The 19,980-nt window shown below is 66.6% G+C and carries 18 protein-coding genes and 1 tRNA gene; 10 read left to right on the forward strand and 9 right to left on the reverse strand.

The window, feature by feature from the left end; genetic code table 11:
- Positions 1–8: 8 nt before the first annotated feature.
- Positions 9–413 (reverse strand): PaaI family thioesterase, encoded by a 405-nt coding sequence (locus AB3K92_RS22095; RefSeq protein ID WP_369465837.1) that lies wholly within the window; start codon positions 411–413, stop codon positions 9–11.
- 190 nt (positions 414–603) lie between these two features.
- Here AB3K92_RS22095 and AB3K92_RS22100 point away from each other — a divergent pair.
- A tRNA-Lys gene (locus AB3K92_RS22100) sits at positions 604–679 on the forward strand.
- 364 nt (positions 680–1,043) lie between these two features.
- Complete coding sequence (locus AB3K92_RS22105) at positions 1,044–1,949, forward strand: DUF3592 domain-containing protein (RefSeq protein ID WP_369465838.1); 906 nt, start codon at positions 1,044–1,046, stop codon at positions 1,947–1,949.
- A gap of 54 nt (positions 1,950–2,003) precedes the next feature.
- Here the strand turns inward: AB3K92_RS22105 and AB3K92_RS22110 are convergent, their stop codons facing one another.
- Positions 2,004–2,618 carry a CGNR zinc finger domain-containing protein gene (locus AB3K92_RS22110; RefSeq protein ID WP_369465839.1) on the reverse strand — a complete coding sequence of 205 codons (615 nt, stop codon included), beginning with the start codon at positions 2,616–2,618 and terminating at the stop codon, positions 2,004–2,006.
- An 81-nt stretch (positions 2,619–2,699) separates the two neighbouring features.
- Here AB3K92_RS22110 and AB3K92_RS22115 point away from each other — a divergent pair, with 81 nt between their 5' ends.
- Entirely contained in the window at positions 2,700–3,515 is an 816-nt protein-coding gene (locus AB3K92_RS22115) for an alpha/beta fold hydrolase (RefSeq protein ID WP_219707209.1), read from the forward strand.
- Between the two features lie 37 nt (positions 3,516–3,552).
- Here AB3K92_RS22115 and AB3K92_RS22120 read toward each other — a convergent pair whose 3' ends face one another.
- The 5 genes from AB3K92_RS22120 to phnA form a co-directional block, all read right to left on the reverse strand.
- Positions 3,553–4,311 carry an amino acid ABC transporter ATP-binding protein gene (locus AB3K92_RS22120; protein WP_369465840.1) on the reverse strand — a complete coding sequence of 253 codons (759 nt, stop codon included), beginning with the start codon at positions 4,309–4,311 and terminating at the stop codon, positions 3,553–3,555.
- Positions 4,308–4,988, reverse strand: coding sequence for an amino acid ABC transporter permease (locus AB3K92_RS22125; RefSeq protein WP_059496608.1), 681 nt, complete (start codon positions 4,986–4,988; stop codon positions 4,308–4,310). The genes AB3K92_RS22120 and AB3K92_RS22125 overlap by 4 nt, the downstream gene beginning before the upstream one ends.
- A 14-nt stretch (positions 4,989–5,002) precedes the next feature.
- Entirely contained in the window at positions 5,003–5,785 is a 783-nt protein-coding gene (locus tag AB3K92_RS22130; RefSeq protein WP_369465841.1) for an amino acid ABC transporter substrate-binding protein, read from the reverse strand.
- Positions 5,786–5,988: 203 nt separating this feature from the next.
- Positions 5,989–7,443 carry a phosphonoacetaldehyde dehydrogenase gene (gene phnY / locus AB3K92_RS22135; protein ID WP_060229586.1) on the reverse strand — a complete coding sequence of 485 codons (1,455 nt, stop codon included), beginning with the start codon at positions 7,441–7,443 and terminating at the stop codon, positions 5,989–5,991.
- Between the two features lie 29 nt (positions 7,444–7,472).
- Complete coding sequence (phnA, locus tag AB3K92_RS22140) at positions 7,473–8,711, reverse strand: phosphonoacetate hydrolase (RefSeq protein WP_369465842.1); 1,239 nt, start codon at positions 8,709–8,711, stop codon at positions 7,473–7,475.
- 208 nt (positions 8,712–8,919) lie between these two features.
- Here phnA and AB3K92_RS22145 point away from each other — a divergent pair, with 208 nt between their 5' ends.
- The 7 genes from AB3K92_RS22145 (at position 8,920) to AB3K92_RS22175 (ending at position 16,628) form a co-directional block, all read left to right on the forward strand.
- Positions 8,920–9,975 carry a putative 2-aminoethylphosphonate ABC transporter substrate-binding protein gene (locus AB3K92_RS22145; protein WP_021157963.1) on the forward strand — a complete coding sequence of 352 codons (1,056 nt, stop codon included), beginning with the start codon at positions 8,920–8,922 and terminating at the stop codon, positions 9,973–9,975.
- 97 nt (positions 9,976–10,072) lie between these two features.
- Complete coding sequence (locus AB3K92_RS22150) at positions 10,073–11,164, forward strand: putative 2-aminoethylphosphonate ABC transporter ATP-binding protein (RefSeq protein ID WP_048025652.1); 1,092 nt, start codon at positions 10,073–10,075, stop codon at positions 11,162–11,164.
- On the forward strand, positions 11,161–12,888 hold the full coding sequence (locus AB3K92_RS22155) for a putative 2-aminoethylphosphonate ABC transporter permease subunit (protein WP_318826315.1): 1,728 nt from the start codon (positions 11,161–11,163) through the stop codon (positions 12,886–12,888). The genes AB3K92_RS22150 and AB3K92_RS22155 overlap by 4 nt, the downstream gene beginning before the upstream one ends.
- Positions 12,889–12,936: 48 nt before the next feature.
- Positions 12,937–14,067: a 2-aminoethylphosphonate--pyruvate transaminase gene (locus AB3K92_RS22160; RefSeq protein WP_153488962.1), complete on the forward strand. Its 1,131-nt coding sequence runs from the start codon at positions 12,937–12,939 to the stop codon at positions 14,065–14,067.
- A gap of 115 nt (positions 14,068–14,182) precedes the next feature.
- Positions 14,183–15,571 (forward strand): FAD-dependent oxidoreductase, encoded by a 1,389-nt coding sequence (locus AB3K92_RS22165; RefSeq protein ID WP_124844359.1) that lies wholly within the window; start codon positions 14,183–14,185, stop codon positions 15,569–15,571.
- Between the two features lie 305 nt (positions 15,572–15,876).
- Entirely contained in the window at positions 15,877–16,359 is a 483-nt protein-coding gene (locus AB3K92_RS22170; RefSeq protein ID WP_369465843.1) for a DUF4105 domain-containing protein, read from the forward strand.
- Positions 16,356–16,628, forward strand: a complete 273-nt coding sequence (locus tag AB3K92_RS22175) for a hypothetical protein (RefSeq protein ID WP_048025647.1) — start codon at positions 16,356–16,358, stop codon at positions 16,626–16,628. The genes AB3K92_RS22170 and AB3K92_RS22175 overlap by 4 nt, the downstream gene beginning before the upstream one ends.
- 174 nt (positions 16,629–16,802) lie before the next feature.
- Here the strand turns inward: AB3K92_RS22175 and AB3K92_RS22180 are convergent, their stop codons facing one another.
- Both AB3K92_RS22180 and AB3K92_RS22185 read right to left on the reverse strand, forming a co-directional pair.
- Positions 16,803–17,528, reverse strand: coding sequence for a phosphonate utilization associated transcriptional regulator (locus AB3K92_RS22180; RefSeq protein ID WP_048025648.1), 726 nt, complete (start codon positions 17,526–17,528; stop codon positions 16,803–16,805).
- A 195-nt stretch (positions 17,529–17,723) separates the two neighbouring features.
- Complete coding sequence (locus AB3K92_RS22185) at positions 17,724–19,898, reverse strand: phosphocholine-specific phospholipase C (protein WP_369465844.1); 2,175 nt, start codon at positions 19,896–19,898, stop codon at positions 17,724–17,726.
- Positions 19,899–19,980: the final 82 nt, after the last annotated feature.

The raw sequence follows: 19,980 nt of genomic DNA on the forward strand, positions 1-19,980 counted from the left end.
CGCGCCGCTCAGCTGACGAGCGCGTAGGTCGACGTCGCGTGAACGGCCATCTTGCCGTCTTCGTCGAACAGCTCGACTTCGCCGAATACGAGATTGCGGCCCATCCGCAGCACGCGCGCGGCGACGAGCACGTCGCCCTTGCGCACGGGACGCATGAAGTTCGTGTTCAACGACACGGTCGTCATCGGCCGGAACTCGCCGAGCGCGGCCGAGATCGCGACCACCATCGCGGTATCGGCGGCCGCCGTGAACACCTGGCCGCAGATCACACCGCCCGAATGGCGGAATTCGCCGGAAAACGGCAGGCGCAGCGTGACGCTGTCGTCGCCGATCGACACGGGGACCAGACCGAGCGAGCGGACCCAGGGGGCCAGCAGGCGATCCAGCAATTCGCGGACTGCGTTTTCGTCCATCTTCGAAAGCCCAGAAAGCGTTGCGCGACCGCCGCGCAACACGTGTGGCGTCATCATACCGGGAGCACGAAAACTGCGATCGCTCGTTATCGGGCCGGCAGCCACCGTTGTCGTGACGAAATATTCTCAGGAAATTTGCAGAAAGGACTTGCCAAGCCTGAAATGCTCGTGCATAATCTTTCTTCTGTTGGGGGCGTTAGCTCAGTTGGTAGAGCAGCGGACTCTTAATCCGTAGGTCGAGTGTTCGAGTCACTCACGCCCCACCAGGAATTTCAAAGGCCGGTCAGCGCAAGCTGACCGGCCTTTTCCGTTTACGCCTGCCGCTTTCCTGCCGTTTTTCATTCACGCCGCGTCGCTTCGCGTTGCGCGCCCCTCGCGGTACGCGAGCGCACCCATCTTCCGCATCGTTTCCGCTAGAATCGTCCGACAAATATCACACGACCGGCGCAGGCACTGTCGTTCGCCCGCCGGCACTGAGAGAGCATGGGACGTCAGACATGGAAGCATGTGAACGGGACGCGACCATTCAGAGGGCCTGGTTGCGCCGATATCGGCCGGTTCGGCGGGTCGCGCCATCCCCCCGATCAAGCCGGAATCCGCGGTGCGAAGCACGACGAAACGGATCCGGTCATGCCGGGTAGGGACGCACTCGTCGCGATGGCGCTCGGTGTCGTGCTACTCGTACTGGCCGGCATGCTCGCCGTAACGGCCGGGCAGGCGACCGGCCAGCTGGTCCGTGCACCGGGCACGGTCGTGCGCATCGTGCAGGACAGCGACGCGATGCGCGCGTACCGGCCGATCGTCGCGTACCTCGCGAACGACGGCCAGCGCCGCGAAGTCGCCGGCAATACCGCATCGACCGTCCCCGCCTACGACATCGGCGAGAACGTCGAGGTATGGCTCGACCCCGGCCACCCCGAACGCCCCGCGCTGATCGACGATTTCGCGCAACGCTGGTTTCCGGCGATCGTGCCGGCGCTGCTCGCCATCGCATCGTTCGCGATCGGCGGCCTGCTGATCGCCGGCGAGCGCCGCCGCCGGTCGTCCGCCCCGCCGCCGGTCCGCCGCGCCCGCAAGCACGTGCGCAGCCGCTGGGATATCGCGATCGTGCTGATTCCGATCGCGATCGGCACGGGCTTCATCGCCGGCGCCGGTGCGGCCGGCCTGCGCCAGTGGCAGGTCATCCACCACTATGCGCGTTCCACCGGCCATGTCGTCGAGATCGCGAAAAACACGCACTCGCCTCGCGCGCGCACGTCGCTGTATTCGGCGATCGTCGCGTTCACGACCGACAGCGGACGCCAGATCAGGTTCGCGCAGGGTTCGGCGTCGTCGCATCCGGGCCTGCACGAAGGCGAAGCGGTCAACGTGCTGTACGACCCCGTCACACCCGAGCGCGCGGTGGTCGACCGCTTCTGGGATCACTGGGGCCTCACGGCCATCCTGTTCGCGATCGGCGCGCCGTTCCTTGCGGCCGGGCTGTTCATCGCCGCGACGCTGTGGCCGGAACACCCGCCGCACGAAACCGCGCCATGACGTTCGCGTGCCGGCCGTGCACCGCGCGGCACGACGACCGGCTCGGCGCGCACGTCACCGCTCCCTGAACGCCTCCACTTTCGCGCGGTTCCCGCAGGTGCGCATGTCGCACCAGCGCCGCCCGACGCCGCGCCCGCGATCGACGAAGAACCACGTGCAACGGCCGCACTGGCGCACGCGCGCAAAATCGTCGCTGCGCAGCAGATGCTCGAACCCGAGTGCGGCCGCGTCGACCCAGCGCGACGCGACGCGCGCGTCGGGCCGCCACGCGAACCGGCCGTCGACCGCATCGAACGCGCTGCGCCCGATCGCCTCGCGGATCGCAACGGCGAGCCGGCCCGCCGCGCGCGCGCCGGCGGTGCCGCCGCCGCCGGCCGTCAGGTGCGCGATCGCGCTGTAAGCCTCCTCGCGAAAACGATGCAGCGCGATCAGCGCGTCGGCGTCGTCCTGCCGCGCATGACGCAGAAACCGCGCCAGATCGGCCGGCGCCAGCAACCCCGAGCGCTCCGCCCACGCATGCACGGCCGGCCAGTCGACGAACTTGTCCGCGTCGCGCGTCTTGCCCGTGTCGGCTACCGTGTTGAGGAAATCGAGCGCCGGATGGCCGCCGACGAAATCAGCTGCCCCCCATTCATGCGAATGTCGCACGGGTTCGTGTCGAGTAACCATTTATTTTCACCTATCGGTTTCACACCCGGACGATCCGGAGTAACCTGTTAACAACCAAAACAGGTTAGCACGGAGATGCCGATGCTCGAACTCGCCAACCGCTTCACCTTCGAAGGCCACCGGATTGCCTGGGGAACGTTCGGCGAAGGGCCGCCGCTCGTGCTCGTGCACGGCACGCCGTTTTCGTCGCAGGTGTGGCGGCGGATTGCACCGTGGCTCGCGCGCCGTCATCGCGTGTTCTTCTACGACCTGCTCGGCTACGGTCAATCCGACATGCCGGATGCGGACGTGTCGCTCGGCCGCCAGAACGCGCTGTTCGGCGCGATGCTCGACGAGTGGAACATTTCGCGACCGCGCGTGCTCGCGCACGACTACGGCGGCGCCACCGTGCTGCGCGCGCACTTCCTCGACGGCGTCGCCTATGCGGATCTCACGCTCGTGAACCCGGTCGCGATCGCGCCGCAGGGTTCGCCGTTCGTGCGCCACGTCGCGCAGCACGAAGCCGCCTTCACCGGATTGCCCGCGTATGCGCATCACGCACTCGTGTCGGCCTATCTCGGCAACGCCGTCGCCCGGCCGCTGAGCGACGACGCGCTGTCGATCTACCGCGCGCCGTGGCTCACGCCAGCCGGCCAGGCCGCGTTCTATCGCCAGATCGCGCAGATGCGCCAGCACTACATCGAGGAAGCCGAGGCCCGTTACGCGCCGCCGGACTTTCCGGTGCGCATCGTGTGGGGCGAGGACGACGCGTGGATTCCGCTCGAACAGGGGCAGGCGCTGGCCGATCGCATCGCCGGCGGCCAGCTGATCACGGTGCCGCGCGCGGGCCACCTGGTGCAGGAAGATGCGCCGGAAGCGATCGTCGCGGCGGTGCTCGACCGGCCCGGGAAAGGTTGACGCCGCCTGTACCGGGTGCCGCTTGTCGCGTGCCGCGTCAGAACACCGGCACGCCCTGCGCGAGCGTCGAGATGAACTTCGCGGTGCGCGGATCGCGCGGGCCGCCGAACAGGTCGCGCGATGCGCCGGCCTCGACCACGCGCCCTTCCGCGAGAAACACCGCGTCGTGCGCGATCGACGCGGCCAGGCGCAGGTCGTGCGTCGCCATCAGCATCGTCGTGCCTTCGCGCGCGAGCTGGCGCAGCACCTCGACGACTTCGACGGACAGCTCCGGATCGAGTGCCGACGTCGGCTCGTCGCACAGCAGCACCTGCGGCGACGGTGCAAGCGCACGTGCGATCGCGACGCGTTGCTGCTGGCCGCCCGACAGCGTGCCGGGCCACGCGTCGGCCTTGTTCGCGATACCGACCTTCTCGAGCAGCGCGAGCGCGCGTTCGCGGGCCCGTTCGCGCGACCAGCGCTGCACGGTGACGAGCCCTTCCATCACGTTCTGCACGACGCTCAGGTGCGGAAACAGCTGAAAGTTCTGGAACACCATGCCGGTCTGGCGGCGCACCTCGAACACGGCGTCACGCGCCGGCCGGTGCGCCGGCGAGAAGTCGATGCGGGCGTCGCCGACCGTCAGCGCACCTGCCTCGGGTACTTCGAGCAGGTTCACGCAACGCAGCAGCGTGCTCTTGCCGCTGCCGGACGGCCCGATCAGCGCCGTCACGCTGCCGGGCTGCAAGGCGAGGTCGATCCCGTGCAACACGCGCTGCGTGCCGAACGACTTGTCGATGCGTTCGAGCCGGATCATCGCAACTCCGCCTGGAACAGTGCGTGACGGCCGAAGCGGGTTTCGAGGCGACGCTGCAGCGTGGACAGCACCGAACTGAGCAGCAGATAGATCAGCGCGGCTTCCGTATAGAGGATCATCGGTTCGTAGGTCACGGCCGCGATCCGCTGCGCGGCCTGGAAGATCTCCGGCACGGTCAGCACGGCCGCGAGCGACGTGTCCTTCACCAGCGAAATGAACGAATTCGACAAAGCCGGCAGCGCGACGCGTGCGGCCTGCGGCAGGATCGCGCGGCGCAGCGCCTGCGGGCGCGTCATCGCCATCGAGTACGCGGCCTCCCACTGCCCCTTCGGAATCGATTCGATCACGCCACGGATCACCTCCGCGTTGTACGCGCCGACGTTCAGCGAGAAGCCGATCACGGCGGCCGTCAGCGGATCGAGCACGATGCCGACGCTCGGCAGGCCGTAGAAGATCACGAACAGTTGCACGAGCAGCGGCGAGCCGCGAAACAGCCAGATATAGAACCGCACGACGGCCTGCGCCCAGCGCGGCCCGAACAGCCGCACGAGCGCCGCGCCGAACGCGAGCAGTAGACCGATCGCGAACGACGCGAGCGTGAGCGGAACCGTGAACACGAGCCCCGCGACGAGCAGGGGCTTCAGCGATTCCGCCATCAGGTGAAGCCAGGCCGGCATCGTTCAGCCTCGCGTCACGGCTGCGACACGTCGCGGCCGAAATACTTCTGCGAGATCTTCGCGTAGGTGCCGTCGGCCTTGATGTCCGCGAGCGCCTTGTCGATCGCGGCCACCAGCGCGGGGCTGCCCTTGCGCAGCAGCACGCCCGATGCATCGCTGGCGCCGCTCGCGTCGGTCGCCGCGATCTTCAGTTTCGCGTCCGGCTTGTGCTTGCGGAAATCGAGGTACGACAGCGAATCGTTGATCGTCGCGTCGACGCGCCCGGACGTCAGCAGGTCGATCGATTCGTTGAAACCCTGCACCGGCACCACGTCCGCGCCATGCGCGGCCGCGAGCTTGCCGAAATTGCTGGTGAGCGTGTTCGCGGACTTCTTGCCCTTCAGGTCGTCGAACGAGCGGATCGTCGTGTTGTCCGCGCGCACGATCAGCACCGCGCGCGACGTGATGTACGGCGTGGAGAAATCGTATTTCGCCTTGCGCGCGTCGGTGATCGACACTTCGTTGACGACCGCGTCGTAGCGGTTCACGTCGAGGCCGGCGATCAACCCGTCCCACTTGCCTTCGACGAACTGCGGCTTCACGCCGAGACGCTGCGCGATCGCGGTCGCGATGTCGACGTCGAAGCCCGTCAGCTTGCCGCTCTCGTCGTGGTACGTGAACGGCGCGTACGTCCCTTCGGTGCCGACCCGGAACACGCCGGACGACTTGATCTGCGACAGGTCGTCGGCAGCCAGTGCGCTCGTGACCGAAACGGCCTGCAGCATGGCGACGACCAGGATGGAGCGAAGGATTTTCATGGTGCGGACCCCGAATGATTGGAGGGAATGATCCCGCGGCACGCGCGTGCCGTTCGAGAAGTCCGCGAATTCTACCGATGCGTCGAGGCACGGCAAAAACGCAAATCGGCTATCGATATGAGCCGATCGAATAACGCGTCGATCAACGCTCGGACCGACGCGCGCACCGGCCGCGAAACCGGTGCGCGCGGCTTACACACCGCTTACCACGGCAGCGAATACGTCTTCGTATTCGTGAAACTCTTCATCGCTTCCTGCACGCCTTCCTTGTACCCCAGCCCCGAATCCTTCACGCCGCCGAACGGCGTCAGTTCGAGCCGGTAGCCCGGCACTTCACGCACGTTCACGCTGCCGACTTCCAGCTCGGTGATGAAGCGCGTGATGTGGTCGAAGCGGTTCGTGCACACCGACGACGACAGCGCATAGTCGGTGCTGTTCGACATCCTGATCGCTTCGTCGATGTCGCGGAAACGCATGATCGGCGACACGGGCCCGAACGTCTCGTATTTGACGAGCGGCATGTCGGGCGTCACGCGATCGATCACCGTCGGCGAATACAGCGCGCCGTCGCGCACGTTGCCGACCAGCAGCCGCGCCCCGCGCGCGATCGCGTCGTTCACCTGTTGCTCGCAGAACTTCGCGGCCGCTTCGTCGATCACCGTGCCCATGTCCACCGACGGATCGGCCGGATTGCCGTACGACCACGCGCGCGTTTTTTCGACGACCAGCTCGGTGAAGCGATCGGCCACCGACTCGTGCACGAGCATCCGCTTGATCGCGGTGCAGCGCTGCCCCGAGTTCTTGTACGAACCCGACACCGCGAGCGTGCTCGCTTCGTCGAGATCGGCGTCTTCCATCACGATGATCGGATCGTTGCCGCCGAGTTCGAGCACCGCGCGCCGGTAGCCCATCCGCGCCGCGATCGACTTGCCGATCGATACGCCGCCCGTGAACGTGATGAGGTCGATCGCCGGGTTCGTGATCAGCTCGTCGGCGATCTCCTTCGGGTCGCCGGTGAGCACCTGCAGCATCTGCGGCGGCAGGCCCGCCTCGTACAGGATGTCCGCGAACAGGTAGCACGACAGCGGCACCTTCTCGGACGGCTTCACGACGATCCGGTTGTTGGTCGCGATCGACGGCACGATCTTGTGCGCGACCTGGTTCATCGGGTGGTTGAACGGCGTGATCGCCGAAATCACGCCGAGCAGCGGATCGCGCTGCGTGTACACGCGGCGCTTCTTGCCGTGCGGGGTCAGGTCGCACGAGAAGATCTGCCCGTCATCCTTCAGCACTTCGCCGGCACCGAACGTCAGCACGTCGGCCACGCGGCCCGCCTCGTACGTCGAATCCTTGATGCACAGCCCGGCCTCGGCCGTGATCAGCGCCGCGATCTCCGCCGTGCGCGCACGCACGATGTCGGCCGCGCGCCGCAGGATCGCCGCGCGATCGTGGCGCGTGAGCGCCGGCCGGTAGGCACGCGCGGCCGCGAACGCGCGCCGCACGTCGTCGAGTGTCGCCTTCGGCACGGTGCCGACCAGCGCGCCGTCGTACGGGTTGCGCACTTCGATCACCGCGTCGCGATGAATCCGTTCGCCGTCGATTCGCAGTGCTTCGCGACGAATCTCGCGGACGTCCGTCGATGCTGCAATGGCGTTCATGAGTGTGTCCCCTTGCGGATGCGTACGCATCACTGCAGATGGTTGAGCGCGATGTCGATGATGTCGAAGTTGCGCAGCCGCGCGCGGCCCGTGACGTCGCTGGCGACCGGTTGGCTGAAGATCAACGGCACGATCTGCTCGGAGATCCCGCCGTGCGAACGCAGCGGCACGTCGAGGCCCGACAAGTCGTGCTTGATGCGGCGCGTGCCGAGCACGACGTCCTGCTTAGAGATCACGATCAGGTCGCCCATGCGCGCGGGCGGCAGCTCGAAGCGCGCGCAGCCCTCGGCGCCCGTCAGCACGACCTCGATGCCGTCGACCGCGGCGAGCCGCGCGCGCAGCGCCTCGGCATCGGCCGACGCCGGCACGTAGACGGTCGCGAACGAGCCGAGCGCGCCGTGGTGCACGACGTACGGATCGGTGATCGGCAGGATCACGCGCGCCGCGTCGTGACCGAGCCACGCGTCGAACAGCTCCTGCAGGTAGATCACGTTCGGTTCGCCGGTTTCATCGTCGTGCTTCGCGTTCATCCCGTGGTCGGCCGTGATCGCGACGATCGCGCCGAGTTCGTCGAGGCGCTGCAGGTACGTGTCCATCATCGCGTAGAACGCGTTTGCGCCTTCCGTGCCGGGCGCGCACTTGTGCTGCACGTAGTCGGTGGTCGACAGGTACATCAGGTCGATCGGGCGCGTCTCGAGCAGGCGCACGCCGGCCGCGAACACGAATTCCGACAGGTCCGCGCTGTACACGCTCGGCACGGGCTTGCCGACCAGCTCGAGCACGTTGTCGATGCCGTTTTCCTCGACGGTCGCCTCGTCGGCCTTTTCCGACGAGAAACAGATGCCCTTCAGCCCCTTGCCGAGGAGGCGGCGCAGCTTGTCCTTCGCGGTGACGACCGCGACGCGCGCCCCCTGCTCGGCGAAGGTCGCGAGCACGGTGGGGGCGACCAGGTACTTCGGATCGTTCATCAGCACCTCGGCGCCGGTGTCGCGATCGTAGAAATAGTTGCCGCTTATCCCATGCACCGCCGGCGGCACGCCCGTCACGATCGACAGGTTGTTCGGGTTCGTGAAGCTCGGCACCACGCACTCGCCCTTGAGCGCCGTGCCCGGTTTCAGCAGCGTGCGCAGGAACGGCGCGACGCCGGCCCCGGCGGCTTCCTCCAGGTATTCGTATGCGCAACCGTCGACGCACACGACCACCACCGACCGGCGCATCCAGTTGTAGCGGCGGCCGTTCACTTCCACGGATACAGGCGTTTCAGTCATGACGTTCATTCCTTTCAGTTCGAAGGGTAGAGCCGTCGGCGCCCGCGCCGCGCCGAAGGGAGGTGTTTTCCATGCTTGACATTAAAATTGATGATTTGTAGATTGTCAACAACATGCAGAGAACAGAAAGCAAAACAACGCAGCAGCAAGAGGGCTGGTCTCCACTCATCCGCCGTGTGCCGCGGCGCCACAGTCAAGGGGTCTGAAGATGAACGAAGTGCCGGTAAACAAGCGTTTGAATGCATGGGCGGCGGGCGCGGCCCGTCTCGCGCTGGCCGCGGCGGTCGCGCTCGGCGCCGCGCAGGCGGCGCACGCAAAGACGTCGCTGCTCGTCTACACCGCGCTGGAAGACGAGGCGATGAAGCCGTACAAGGACGCGTTCGAGAAAGCGAACCCCGACATCGAGATCCGCTGGGTGCGCGACTCGACCGGCTCGGTCACCGCGAAGCTGCTCGCGGAGAAGAACAATCCGCGCGCGGACGTCGTACTCGGCCTCGCCGCGTCGAGCCTCACGCTGCTCGACCTGCAGGGCATGCTGATGCCGTACACGCCGAAGGGCTTCGACCAGCTCACGCGCAAGTACAGCGACGCGAACACGCCGCCGCACTGGGTCGGCATGGACGTGTGGGGCGCGACGATCTGCTACAACCGCGTCGCCGCGCAGGCGAAGAACATCCCGAAGCCGACGTCGTGGGAAGACCTGACGAAGCCCGTCTACAAAGGCGCGATCGTGATGCCGAGCCCGGTTTCCTCCGGCACCGGCTACCTCGACGTGACCGCGTGGCTGCAGACCTTCGGCGACGACAAAGGCTGGAAATTCATGGACGCGCTCGACAGGAACGTCGCGCAATACGTGCACTCGGGCTCGAAGCCGTGCACGCTCGCCGGCACCGGCGAATTCCCGATCGGCATCTCGTTCGAGTTCCGCGGCCACGAACTGCAGTCGCAGGGCGCACCGATCGATCTCGTGTTCCCGAAGGAAGGGCTCGGCTGGGACATGGAAGGCACGGCGATCATGAAGACGACGAAGCAGCCCGACGCCGCGAAGAAGCTGGCCGACTTCATGGCGAGCAAGGACGCGAATCAGATCACCGCGCGCTGGTGGGCGATCGTCGCGTACCCGGGTGTCGCGCGCAAGCTCGCCGGCATCCCCGACAACTACTCGGACCTGCTCGTGAAGAACGACTTCGTGTGGTCGGCGAAGAACCGCCAGTCGATCCTCGATACGTGGCAGAAGCGCTACGGGGCGAAAACGCAGCAGTAACGCCGCGACCGGCAGCGGGGCCGCGCCGCGCGCCGCCCCGCGTCACCCTTTCCATCGTCGAATCCGGCCCCCGGGCCGCCCCAGCATGGAGGCGCGCATGGCACCTTATCTGAGCGTAGAACGCATCGAGAAGCGGTACAACGACACGCAGGTCCTGACCGACATCAACCTGAGCGTGATGAAGGGCGAAATGATCTGCTTCCTGGGGCCGTCCGGCTGCGGGAAAACCACGCTGCTGCGGATCATCGCGGGGCTCGAAACGCAGAACGCCGGCCACATCATGCAGGACGGCCGCGACATCTCGCGGCTGCCGCCGCAACTGCGCGACTACGGCATCGTGTTCCAGTCGTATGCGCTGTTCCCGAACCTCACCGTGTACGACAACGTCGCGTACGGGCTCGTGAACCGGAAGATGAAGCGCGACGCGATCCACGAGCGCGTGCACACGCTGCTCGCGCTGGTGGGCCTGCCCGACAGCCATCGCAAGCACCCGGGCCAGTTGTCCGGCGGCCAGCAGCAGCGCATCGCGCTGGCGCGCGCGCTCGCGACTTCCCCTGGCCTGCTGCTACTCGACGAACCGCTGTCGGCGCTCGACGCGCGCGTGCGCGTGCGGCTGCGCCAGGAAATCCGCGCGCTGCAGCAGCGGCTCGGCGTGACGACGATCATGGTCACGCACGACCAGGAAGAAGCGCTGTCGATGGCCGACCGCATCGTCGTGATGAACCACGGCGTGATCGAGCAGATCGGCACGCCGCTCGAAATCTACCGGCAGCCGGCGTCGCCGTTCGTCGCGGATTTCATCGGCCGCGTCAACACGATTCCCGCCGAAGTCGCGCAGGACGGCACGCTGCGCGCGGGCGCGGTCGGCCTCGACTGCCGCCATGGCACGGCCCGCCCCGCGCAGGGCGCGGCGGTGTCGGTCTACGTGCGGCCGGAAGACCTGCGCATCCGCGTGCCCGGCGAAACGGCCGACAACGTGCTCGCGGGCCGCGTCGAGAAGCTCGAATTCCTCGGCGCGTTCTGCCGCGTGAGCTTCCGCATCGACGGGCTCGACGGCCAGGAAATCGTCGCCGACCTGTCGTATCACGACGTCGACCGCACCGGCGTGGCGGCCGGCGCGCGCATCGACCTCGCGCTCGATCGCGAGCATGTCCGCGTGTTCCCGTGCGCGAAGGAGCGACTGCAATGAGCACCGTCCTGACCGAGCGCCGCCGTGGCGCCTCCGCCCCCGCCGACGTGCGGCAGATCACGCACTGGCACGACCGCATCGCGCAGCTCGCGCTCGTCGCAATGGCCGCGCTGATGTCGCTGTTCCTGCTGCTGCCGCTCGCGCTCGTCGTGCAGAAATGCTTCGTCGATGCCGACGGGCGCTTCGTCGGCGCGCACAACTTCGTCGACTACCTCGAGGACAGCGGCGTGCTGCGTTCGTTGCTGCATTCGCTGACGGTCGGCGCGCTCGTCACGGCGATCGTCGTGCCGATGGGGTTCACGTTCGCGTATGCGCTGACGCGCTCGTGCATGCCGCTGAAGAACGCGGCGCGCACGATCGCGCTGTTGCCGCTGCTCGCGCCGACGCTGTTGTCCGCGGTGTCGTTCATCTACTGGTTCGGCAACGCGGGGCTGCTGAAGCCGCTGCTGCACGGCCATTCGATCTACGGGCTGCCGGGCATCGTGCTGAGCATGGTGTACGCGTCGTTCCCGCACGTGCTGATGATCCTCGTCACCGCGCTGTCGCTGGCCGACGGCCGGCTCTACGAGGCCGCCGACGCGATGGGCACGCGCCGCCTGCGCAAGTTCTTCACGATCACGCTGCCGGGCGCGAAGTACGGGCTGATCAGCGCGACGATGGTGGCGTTCACGATGTGCATCAACGACTTCGGCGTGCCGGTCGTGATCGGCGGCTCGTACAACGTGCTGTCGACCGACATCTACAAGCTGATCATCGGCCTGCAGGACTTCAACCGCAGCGCGGTCGTGAGCCTGATGCTGCTGTGCCCCGCCCTCGTCGCGTTCGGCGTCGACTTCTTCATCCGCCGCCGCCAGCAGTCGCAGCTCGGCGCACGCTCGACGCCGTACCAGCCGAAACCGTCGCGCGGCTTCGACGCGGCGATGCTCACGTACTGCACGCTCGTGTGTGCATTCTTCATCGCGGTGGTCGGCATCTCGGTGTTCGCGTCGTTCGTGAAATTCTGGCCGTACCAGATGACCCTCGGGCTGCAGCACTACGAGATGGGGCTGATCGGCGCCGGCATCTTCGACGCGTACAGGAACAGCCTGAGGATGGCCGCGACGGTGGCGATCGGCGGCACGATCGTCGTGTTCGGCGGGGCCTACCTGATCGAGAAGACGCGCGGCGCGCGCTGGCTGCGCGGCTTCATCGCGCTGTGCGCGATCCTGCCGATGGGCGTGCCGGGGCTCGTGCTCGGCATCAGCTACATCTTCCTGTTCAACGCGCCCGGCAATCCGCTGAACGGGCTGTACGGCTCGCTGTGGCTGCTCGCGATCGTCACGGTGGTGCACTACTACGCGTCGAGCCACCTGACGGCCGTCACCGCGCTCAGGCAGATCGACAGCGAGTTCGAGGCCGTGTCCGCGTCGCTGAAGGTGCCGTTCTACAAGACCTTCCTGCGCGTGACCGTGCCCGTGTGCCTGCCCGCGATCCTGCTGATCGCGCGCTACCTGTTCGTCAACGGGATGACGACCGTGTCGGCCGTCGCGTTCCTCTACTCGCCCGACACACAGCCCGCGTCGGTCGCGATCCTGAACCTCGACGACGCGGGCCAGATGGGCCCGGCCGCCGCGATGGCCACGCTCGTGCTCGCGACGTCGTCGTTCGCGTGCGTGCTGTTCGCGTGCATCTCGCATCGACTGCTGCGCCGTACGCAGGCCTGGCGCAACCCGCATCGCCACTGATTCTTTCGTCGCATTCACGTGACGTCCCGACTTCATCGAGGAGACACCATGACGCTCGCCGCCCAGCCCATCCTGCTCACCCCCGGCCCCCTGACCACCTCCGACCGCACGCGCGACGCGATGCTGCGCGACTGGGGATCGTGGGACAGCGACTTCAACACGATCACCGCGCGGCTGCGCGAACGCCTGCTGCAGATCGTGCACGGCGAAGGCACGCACGAATGCGTGCCGCTGCAAGGCAGCGGCACGTTCTCCGTCGAGGCGGCCATCGGCACGCTCGTGCCGCGCGACGGCCACGTGCTCGTGCCGAACAACGGCGCGTACTGTCAGCGCATCGCGAAGATCTGCCGCGTGCTCGGCCGCAAGCTCACGACGATCGACTACAGCGAGGATCGCCGCGTCGATCCGGCCGACGTCGAGCGCGCGCTCGCCGCCGATCCGTCCATCACGCACGTCGCGCTCGTGCATTGCGAAACGGGTGCCGGCGTGCTGAACCCGCTGCACGACATCGCGCAGGTCGTCGCGAAGCACGGCCGCGCGTTGATCGTCGATGCGATGAGCTCGTTCGGCGCGATCGACATCGACGCGCGCACGACGCCGTTCGATGCGGTGATCGCGGCGTCCGGCAAATGCCTCGAAGGCGTGCCGGGGCTCGGCTTCGTGATCGCGAAGCGCAGCACGCTCGAACGCTGCGAAGGCAACAGCCATTCGCTCGCGATGGACCTGTACGACCAGTGGGTCTACATGCAGCGCACGACGCAATGGCGCTTCACGCCGCCGACCCACGTGGTCGCGGCGCTCGACGCGGCTGTCGCGCAATACGTCGACGAAGGCGGGCTCGCCGCGCGCGGCGGCCGCTACCAGCGCAACACGCGCGCGCTGATCGACGGGATGCTCGCGCTCGGCTTCCGGCCGTTCCTCGATCCGGCGATCCAGGCGCCGATCATCGTCACGTTCCACGCGCCGGACGATCCGAACTACGACTTCAAGCGGTTCTACCAGGAGGTCAAGAAACGCGGCTACATCCTGTATCCGGGCAAGCTCACCGAGGTCGAGACGTTCCGGGTCGGCTGCATCGGCCACTTCGGCGAAGCCGGCATCCCGGGCGCCGTCGCCGCGATCGCCGACACGCTGAAAGCGATGGGCGTTCGCCGCGTATCGGCCGAAGCGGCGGCCTGACGTGACGCAATACGACGGGATGTGATGTGACGTACCCCGCCGCGTGCACGTTCGCATGCGGCGGCCGCTTTTCCCGTGCCGTGCATGGCACGGCCCCTTTTCGGCGAACCCTCCCATGCGACCCTTCTGGATCGAACAAGCGCTGTTCAACGACGGCGATCTCGCCCCCGCGCTGCAAGGTGCGACGCAGGCCGACGTCTGCATCGTCGGCGGCGGCTTCACCGGGCTCTGGACCGCGATCCAGGCGAAGCAGCAGAACCCGGCGCTCGACATCGCGATCGTCGAAGCCGACCTGTGCGGCGCCGGCGCGAGCGGCCGCAACGGCGGCTGCCTGCTCACGTGGTCCGCGAAATTCCTGACGCTGCGGCGGCTGTTCGGCGAAGCCGAGGCGATCCGGCTCGTGAAGGCCTCCGAAGCAGCCGTGCAGCACATCGCCGATTTCTGCCGCGCGCACGGCATCGATGCCGAACTGCGGCTCGACGGCACGCTGTACACCGCGACGTCGCGCGCGCAGGTCGGCACGCTCGCGCCGGTACTCGATGCGCTCGCCGCGTGCGGCATCCACAGCTACGAGCCGCTGCCGCCCGCCGAAGTCGCGCGCCGCTCGGGTTCCGCACGCAACCTCGACGGCGTCTACTCGCCGATCGCCGCGACCGTGCATCCCGGCAAGCTCGTGCGCGGGCTGCGCCGCGTCGCGCTCGCGATGGGCATCCGGATCTACGAGCGCACGCCGATGCTCGACTTCACGCCCGGCCAGCCGGCCGTCGTGCGCACGCCGTCGGGCAGCGTGAGCGCGGGCAAGCTCGTGTTCGCGATCAACGCATGGATGGCGAGCCGCTTCCCGCAGTTCGAACGCACGATCGCGGTCGTGTCGAGCGACATGGTCATCACCGAGAAATGCCCGGAACTGCTCGAGAAGACCGGGCTCGTGGACGGCGTGTCGGTGCTCGATTCGCGGATCTTCGTCTACTACTACCGCACCACCGCCGACGGGCGGCTGATGCTCGGCAAGGGTGGCAACACGTTCTCGTGGCGCAGCCGCATCGCGCCCGTGTTCGACCGGCGCTCGCCGTACGAGGCGCAGCTCACGCACAGCCTGCGCGAGTTCTTTCCGTCGCTCGCGGGCGTGCCGGTCACGGCGAGCTGGAACGGGCCGTCGGATCGATCGGTCTCCGGCTTCCCGTTCTTCGGCCGCCTGGACGATGCGCCGAACGTGTTCTACGGCTTCGGCTATTCGGGCAACGGCGTGGGGCCGACCTACATGGGTGGGCAGATTTTGTCGTCGCTGGTGCTCGGCCTCGACAACGCATGGACGCGCAGTCCGATCGTGCGCGGCCCGCTCGGCCATTTCCCGCCGGAGCCGATCCGCTATGTCGGCGCGCATGTCGTGCGCAATGCGATCCGCCGCAAGGAGCGCGCGGAGGACGAGAGCCGGCAGCCGGCGGCCGTCGATACCTGGCTCGCGAAGTTTGCGAGCGCGGCGGGGAAGGCGGACAAGGCGTGACGGGAGGGCACCATGCGCGGGGGATCAGGAAAACCCGGGCGGCACGCCAAGCGCTATCCCGCCGCCGGCTTTTTGAGCCCTCGCCTCGCCCGATTGGCGAGCTAGGAAATCCCGTCCATGGAGCAAGTCCAATCCCCAACATCGTGATTCCCGCAAAACAGGCAACCCGTCATTCAATTTACTGCGCGTCGATGAGACATGTCCCAATACAGACATAATTATCAAATGGATTTACCACCTATCGAATATTTATTTTTCGATTAAATGTCTCGATTTTACAATCAAGATCATCATGATAGGATTTCGTGAATTCGATAGATAATCAATTCACTTCATCCTTCATGCATTCGTCAGCAACCGTCGAAATCCTGATTAGCGACTCTCGATCCATCTCGAGAGGATCCCAGTTCGGACATGCCGCGATCGCAATCGACGGAATCGTATATGGCAGGGCGCATCCGGGGTGGGACATCGATAACATCCGGAGCTATCTGAATCGCCAGCAAACCAAGATGCAACGCGATACGATCGGCTATCTCCTCAACAGCTCCGAGGACGAGAAGAAGATCATTGTTTCCGAGATTAAACGCCGTCGACATGAAAACAAGCCATACTCGCTCGTCGACAACAATTGCTCGTCGAACATAGCCGAATTACTGGGCAAGGCGGGAATTCTGGCTTATGACCCAAGATGGCAACTGCCGGGTATCATAGCCCCTGCGGATTTGATGACCGGTCTGCGCCACTCGAAACGCCTGATTGGAATCCGACGATATCCCAAAAAATGATGCGCCTTCTGCTATTCGCCGCACTCACCATGACGATCGGTGCGTGCTCGAAATATAAAGACGAGAAGTGGACAGCGCTTCAGAACATGCCTGCGTTTGCCGAGCCCAACGACGATAGGACCCAGCCGATCTTTACGGTCAGGAAAGGTGAATCCTGTGTTCCATTGACGGATCGTGTTGCCAAAATTTACGCATACACAGAAGTGCACTGCGAATCCGGTACGGGCTGGGTTCTGGACGATGCCTTTGATAAACGACGCGGCAAATGATCGCCTGCCGGCGATCCTTGCATTCAGCCCGGGCGCCCTCGATTTCGACCGGGGCTACGCCTGTCCGATGCGACCAGCAAGCCAGCCGAAACTCGCAATGCAAGAACGGAAGGCGGTGAGCGCCCGGTCAACGCCCTTTCGTCATCAATGTGCGATGACGCCCGCCGCCCCCACTCACGCGCCAGCCTTCTCCCGCGCCGCCTTGCCCGTCGCGGGCAGCCCCTGCTCGTGCGTACGGCGCATCCGCGCAAGGCCATGCGAAACGTGCTCGCGCACCAGCGCGACCGCCTGCTCCTCGTCGCCCCGTGCGAGCGCCTGCACGATCTTGTCGTGCTCGGCGGCGGACACCGCGATCGCGTCTTCCTCGGCCTCGATCGCGGCCTGGCGCAGCAGCCCGAGCTGGCGCACCAGCCGGCGGTAGGTATCGGTGAGGTGCGTATTGCCGACGCCGACGACCATCGCGTCGTGGAACTGCACGTTCAGCTCCGTGTAGCGCGTGACGTCGTGGGTCTTCGCGGCGTCCTTCATCGACTGGATGATGCCCTTCAGCACCTTCAGCGTGTCGGGCGAGATGCGCTTCGCGAGCGCGCGCGCGACCGACTCGTCGAGCATCGCGCGCACTTCGTAGATCTCCTCGGCCTCGCGCAGCGGCACGACGCGCACCGTCACGCCGCGGTTCTTCTCGTTACGCAGCAGGCCGGCCTGCTCGAGCGCCCGGAACGCTTCGCGCACGGGGCCGCGCGACACGTTCAGCCGGGTCGCGATCTCGACTTCGTTGAGCTTCTCGCCGGGTGCGTATTCGCCGGAGACGATCGCGCGCTCGAGCATGTCCTGGACGATCATCGCGAGCGACTGGCTTTGCAGGAGTTCGATGGCGCTGAGCGCGTTCGGGGCTGTCATGGTCGGGCAGGCAGCAAGGCTGCGGTAGGGAACGAGGGCGCCATATCGGCGAATGATCCTTGTATACCCTCGGCCCGGCATATTGTCAACAGTTTTCAGTTTCCAAAAGCCAATCCCACGTACCGGGATGCAGCCGGCAGGCGGTGCTCGCGCGGCGGGCCGACCTCGCCCGCATCGCGCGACGCGTGACAGCCGTCAGGCCGTCGTGTGCTTCACCGGCCCCGGATCGCTGTGGCTCGGCCGGCCCGTCTCGACGTGGCCCGCGAAGCGGCGCACGACCTTGTCGTCGCCGCCGCGCAGCGTCGTCGCGGTAATCGTCAGATCGTACCAGCCGTGGCTCGACGACAGCGCGAAGTGATCCTCGACGCGTTCGCCCGGCTCCAGCGTGTAGGTGCGCGCATGCGCATGGCTGTACGCGTTGTCGACCGTCACGCGGCAGGTCGCGCGCCCGCTGTTGCGCAGTTGCAGGTACACGTGACGGTTGCGCACGTCGTAGCCGATCCGCGCTTCGGGGTTCGCGTGCCGCCCGTCGGCCGCGAGCCGCGTGTTGCCCTGGAACTCGCACAGATAGCCGTTCGGGCCGTATGCCGCGAGATGGTAATCGCCGCGCGCGGCCGACGTGTTCCACGTGTCGACGAAGCGATCGTGCGCGGACACCGCATAACGACGCGGCGGCGTTGTCGGATTGCGGCGGTCGTACACGTAGAACGCCGCACCCGCGTCGCCGGTGTTCGCGAAGTCGAGCGACACGCTGTCGTCATGGCCGCTCACGCGGCTGTGCACGAACAGCTCGTACGGCAGCGCCCGCGCCGGCCGCGTGCCGGGTTCCTGCGCCGGCATCGCCTGCTGCGCGGGCACCTGGTACGCCTGACCGGCCGTCGCGATGTGCTGCGGCACCGTGAAGCTCACCGTGCGCGTGTCGGGGCGCGCGGAGAAGTCGAACGCCGACGTGAGGTCGCCGCAGATCGAGCGGCGCCATGCGCTGATGTTCGGCTCCTTCACGCCGAAGCGCGCTTCGAGGAAACGCAGCACCGACGTATGGTCGAAGGTCTCCGAGCAGACCCAGCCGCCCTTCGTCCACGGCGAGATGATGATCAGCGGCACGCGCGGCCCGAGGCCGATCGGCTGGATGCCGCCCGGGTCCGCGCCCGGCACGAGCGGGCTCATTTCGCCCGGGTACTTGTTCAGGTCGAGCAGCTCGTCGCCGAGGTTCGACAGCAGGTTCGACGACACGATGCCCTGGCCGCCCACGCCGCTCGTGACCGGCGGCACCGGCGGCACGACGTGATCGAACAGCCCGTCGTTCTCGTCGTAGTTGAGGATGAACACCGTCTTCGCCCACACCTCCGGGTTCGACGTCAGCGCCTCGAGCGCCATGTTGATGTAGAACGCACCGTCGGTCGGCGATGCCTGCGGGTGCTCGCTGTACTTGTACGGTGCGACGATCCACGACACCTGCGGCAGCCGGTTCGCCTGCACGTCGGCCTTCAGCTCGGCGAGCGTGTGGTCCGACGCGCCCTTGTCGACCAGCGGGCCGCTCGCGCCTTCCTTCACCTGGAACTTCTTGAAGAACATCAGCGAGTTGTCGGTGTAGTTGTCGGTCGGGTCGCCCGGGATGCCCGTGCCGCCCTGGTACACCTTCCAGCTGATCTTCGCGTTCTCGAGGCGCTCGGCGTAGGTCGTCCACGTGTAGCCATTCACGTCGTCGCGCTCGCCGATGCCCGGGCCGTTCGGCGGGGTGCCGTAGATGTTGCGCGGGTCGACCGTGCCGGTCCACAGGTAGATGCGGTTCGGCGCGGTGTCGGCGTGCGCGGAGCAGAAGTACGAATCGCAGATCGTGAACGCGTCGGCCAGTGCGTAGTGGTACGTGAGGTCCTGGCGCTTCAGGTAGCCCATCGTCAGCACGTCCTGCTTCTGGTTCACCCACTGGTCCCACTGGCCGTTGTTCCAGGACAGGTGGCCGCTGCTCCAGCCGTGGTTGGTGCCCGGCTGGAATTCGGTCGTCTGCTTCGGATCGAGGTAGAACGGCAGCACGTACGGTGCCGACGGATCGAGGCCGCGCGAATGGTAGTTCTTCGTGAACACCGATGCCGGCGGCTGCTGCCACACCGGCGCGCCGCTCGGCAGCAGGTGCGGGCGCGGGTCGTTGAAGCCGCGCACGCCGCGCAGCCCGCCGAAGTAATGGTCGAACGAACGGTTTTCCTGCATGAAGATCACGACGTGCTCGACGTCGCGGATCGTGCCCGTGCGGTAGGCGGCCGGCATCGCCAGCGCATTGCGGATCGCGGGCGGGAAGCCCGCATAGGCGGCCATCGCACCGGCCGACTGCGTGGCGAGGCGCAGGAAATCGCGTCGATTGTTCGAAGACATGAAGGGAACCCTGTTGTCGGTAGGAGTGGGGCGCCGGTCGAGCGGGGCCGGCGGTCGGTGTGTTACGCGCTATTACCCCGCA

Origin of the sequence: Burkholderia sp. Bmkn7, from assembly GCF_041103175.1 — a bacterium.
GTDB classification, from domain to species: domain Bacteria; phylum Pseudomonadota; class Gammaproteobacteria; order Burkholderiales; family Burkholderiaceae; genus Burkholderia; species Burkholderia cepacia.